The following is a 3,519-nucleotide window of genomic DNA, read 5'->3' on the forward strand; positions in this document are numbered from 1 at the left end:
AATTGAAAATCAGAAGAAGTAAATTATCACAAGTAGATAAACATTTTATTTCAAAACATCCTGACTATACAGGATAACTGTTGATAATCTTGTTTTGATAATCTTCATATATTGATTAGTGGTTACAATTCTGTAGCCACTAAATCAATTAGATATGAATTCAAAACCAATCGATGAGCTGATCCAATCATGCTTGCAGTCTTTAAATGAGACTAGTTACAACAGAGAAGTTACCATGGCGCATAAAAGGCGTTTTACCTTGCTTAAAAGCTTCATGGTTATACACTCAAAGGACCTTTATTCAGAGGTCATTGGAGAAAGTTTCAAGTTGTCCTTTCTTGAAACAAATTCTTTATCCGGTTATAAGTTTAAGAGTATTAAATCTTCTGTAAACTTATTAAACGATGTTCTCAATAATATTCCAATGAGAAGGAAGCGTATTAATCGGAAAGTACATCAATTCCCAGGTGAAATAGGAGAACAAATCCTTTCATTCTTAAAAGTATTTAAGGAAAAGGAACGTATTGCAGATAAGACCTTCTTCAAACACAGCCGGAATCTAAGCTATTTTGCTGTTAGAATGTACCACGATCAGATCGATCTGCATAATTTGAATGGTATCGCGATTAAAGAATTTACTTCGTCCCTAAAAAACTCTAAACTTTATGTATGTGTGTCTTTACGACATTTTTTAAATTATCTGCATGAAATAAAACTAACAGATACAAATTTAAGTATTCCTCTTAATCAAATAAAACGAAAACCATCAATAGAAAAACTCCCTTCGGTATATAGTTTGGAAGAAATTCGTCAAATGGATGCTGTTATTAATAGATCAAAGACCATTGGCAAAAGAAATTATGCAATATTCCTCCTCGCTTCCCGTCTAGGATTACGGGCAAGTGATATCTGTTCTTTAGAATTTGGTAATTTGGATTGGAATCGCAACATCATTTATTTTGAACAGTACAAAACACGGCAAAATATTGAGTTGCCATTGCTTCCCGTGGTAGGCGAAGCGATTATTGATTACATACGTTATGGCCGTCCAAAATCACAAACCAAAACTATCTTTCTTAGTGGTATTGCTCCCTTCGTACCGATATCAGCAGCCAATATATTTGCCATAATCGATGAAATAATAAGCAAGTCCAAAGTGGAAATAAACAGCAGGCATCACGGATCGCATAGTTTACGGCATAGTTTAGCCTCTCAATTATTGGAGCAAGGTACGCCACTTACAGTAATATCGGATTCTCTCGGACATAGCAGTAGTGAATCAACAATGTTCTATCTGGGCATAGATGTTAAAGGATTATTGACTTGTTCACTTGAGGTTCCCTTGGTTCAGGAAAAATTTTATACTCAAAAAGAAGGAGGGTTTTATGAATAGTTCAGATAAATTTAGCAGCATATTTGCTCCTTATATTAGGAGCTATATCAAAGAGAAAGAACTCCAAGATTTAAAACTGGAAAGATATAGAAGTTTCTTATTGGATTTTGATAGATTTTTGTCACAAACTACGAAAAATAATCTTCTCATTAATTCTGAAGATATAAAGAGATGGGTAGATACACGTATAAATGATAAAAAGACAACACTTTATGCGAGATTCTGTATCATATCGAATTTCTGTCGGTATATGAACAGTCTTGGTCATGAATGTTATATTCCTGTTCACCCCAAAAGATCTTTTGAAAGTACAATCACTACAGTGTTTACTCACAGTCAAATACAGAATATTTTCGATGCGTGTGATAATATGGTCACAAAAACCCATTGCCCAAAGAGTATGCTTTTTGTCATACCTGCTCTAATCCGAACGCTGTACAGTACCGGAATAAGAATAGGTGAAGCCCTTGCTATAAAAAATAAGGATATTGATTTTAAACGGAGCGTTCTTGTAATTAATGACACCAAGAACAACAGGTGCAGAATTGCACCAATTAACGAGTCTCTGGGAAAAGTTTTAAGACAATATATTGAATATAGGGACAGGATTCCTATATATGACATTGGACATCCTGATTCTTATCTGTTTGTTTCAACCTTGGGAAAGCTATGCAGTCATATTCCTGTATATAAATATTTTGTCAGGATTCTTGAAAAATGTGAAATTTATGGCAGTTTTGGAACTAACAACCCTTCGCTTCATTCAATCCGACATACAACAGCGGTACATTCGCTTGTTAAGTTAACAGGTGCAGGAAAGGACCTATATTGCTCCCTGCCTTTACTTTCTGTCTTTTTGGGACACAAGAGTGTTCTCGGTACAGAATCCTATGTCAGACTGACTCAGGAAATGTATCCCGAAGTCCTTAAATTGGATATGCACACTACGGACCAAATTTTCGCAGACCTTAACCTAAAACTTAAAAAGAACTATGAGAAAGAGGATAACTGATTTTGCTGAATATTTGGAGGCATTCTTTATTGAATATCTGGGAGCAGAAATAAATGTAAGCAAACATACTATTCGCTCCTATAGAGATACTTTTGTCCATTTGATCGATTTTATGGACGTTGTGCGAGGAATATCAGTCAACAAGCTTATGATGAAGGACTTTGATCGTGACATTATATTAGCCTTTTTGAATTGGCTGGAAGAAAAAAGGAACAATAGCATTGCCACTCGAAATCAACGCTATGCTGCGATACGTTCGTTTTGTCAATTCCTGGAAAGAAAAGACCCTACAAGATTGGCAACCTGGCAATCAATGCGCTCCATCAGGATAAAAAAGAAAAAGAAACCTTCAGTAAATTATTTAACTGTTGAGGCGATAAGATGCATATTGGATCAGGTGTCACTAAAGAATAGACATGGACGTCGCAATCTAACAATCCTTACGTTACTTTACGAAACAGGAGCCAGAGTTCAGGAACTAATTGATCTTACACCTGCCAGCATGAGACTTGAAAAACCGGCAATAGTTCGGTTACATGGTAAAGGGAACAAATCTCGAATTGTACCACTAAGAGATCAGATGGTTGAAATTCTCAGAACTTACATTGAAGAAAACCACTTGCTTCTTGCTTCAAAGAAAGAACATCCCTTGTTCTTCAACAGTAGTGGGCACAAACTCACAGGATCGGGTATCACATATATATTAAGAACCTATGTCGTAATGGCGCGTACAACAGAACCCGAGCTGATACGTGAGAAAATTAGTCCACACTGTCTTCGACATTCAAGAGCCATGCATCTACTTCAAGCGGGTGTAAACTTAGTTTATATACGTGATTTATTGGGACATGTTTCCATCCAAACAACGGAAATATATGCAAAGGCAGATTCAAGATTTAAAAGGGAGGCTTTAGAAAAAGCTTCAGAAAACTTTTTTAATATGGATATAAAAGAAGCTTCTTGGAATGACGACAAAGAACTGAAATCGTTCTTAAGGGGACTGGCTTAGTATATTATTATGAAAAGCTGTTTTTTAGAGTATCTCTGTAATTAATTGATTATCAAAGATTCTAAAAAACAGCTTGTGATAATTTACTTCTTCTGATTTTCTATC

The 3,519-nt window shown here is 35.5% G+C and carries 3 protein-coding genes; all 3 read left to right on the forward strand.

The features are described 5' to 3' along the window. Positions 1–154: 154 nt before the first annotated feature. The 3 genes from Q7C23_RS23215 to Q7C23_RS23225 are packed head-to-tail and all read left to right on the forward strand — an operon-like array spanning position 155 to position 3,414. Positions 155–1,393 carry a site-specific integrase gene (locus tag Q7C23_RS23215; RefSeq protein ID WP_375034726.1) on the forward strand — a complete coding sequence of 413 codons (1,239 nt, stop codon included), beginning with the start codon at positions 155–157 and terminating at the stop codon, positions 1,391–1,393. Further along, complete coding sequence (locus Q7C23_RS23220) at positions 1,386–2,405, forward strand: tyrosine-type recombinase/integrase (RefSeq protein ID WP_375034727.1); 1,020 nt, start codon at positions 1,386–1,388, stop codon at positions 2,403–2,405. Before Q7C23_RS23215 ends, Q7C23_RS23220 begins: the two co-directional genes overlap by 8 nt. Continuing rightward, on the forward strand, positions 2,386–3,414 hold the full coding sequence (locus Q7C23_RS23225) for a site-specific integrase (protein WP_375034729.1): 1,029 nt from the start codon (positions 2,386–2,388) through the stop codon (positions 3,412–3,414). The genes Q7C23_RS23220 and Q7C23_RS23225 overlap by 20 nt, the downstream gene beginning before the upstream one ends. Positions 3,415–3,519 lie beyond the last annotated feature (105 nt).

This window comes from Flavobacterium sp. LAR06, from assembly GCF_041946075.1.
Taxonomy (GTDB): Bacteria; Bacteroidota; Bacteroidia; order Flavobacteriales; family Flavobacteriaceae; genus Flavobacterium.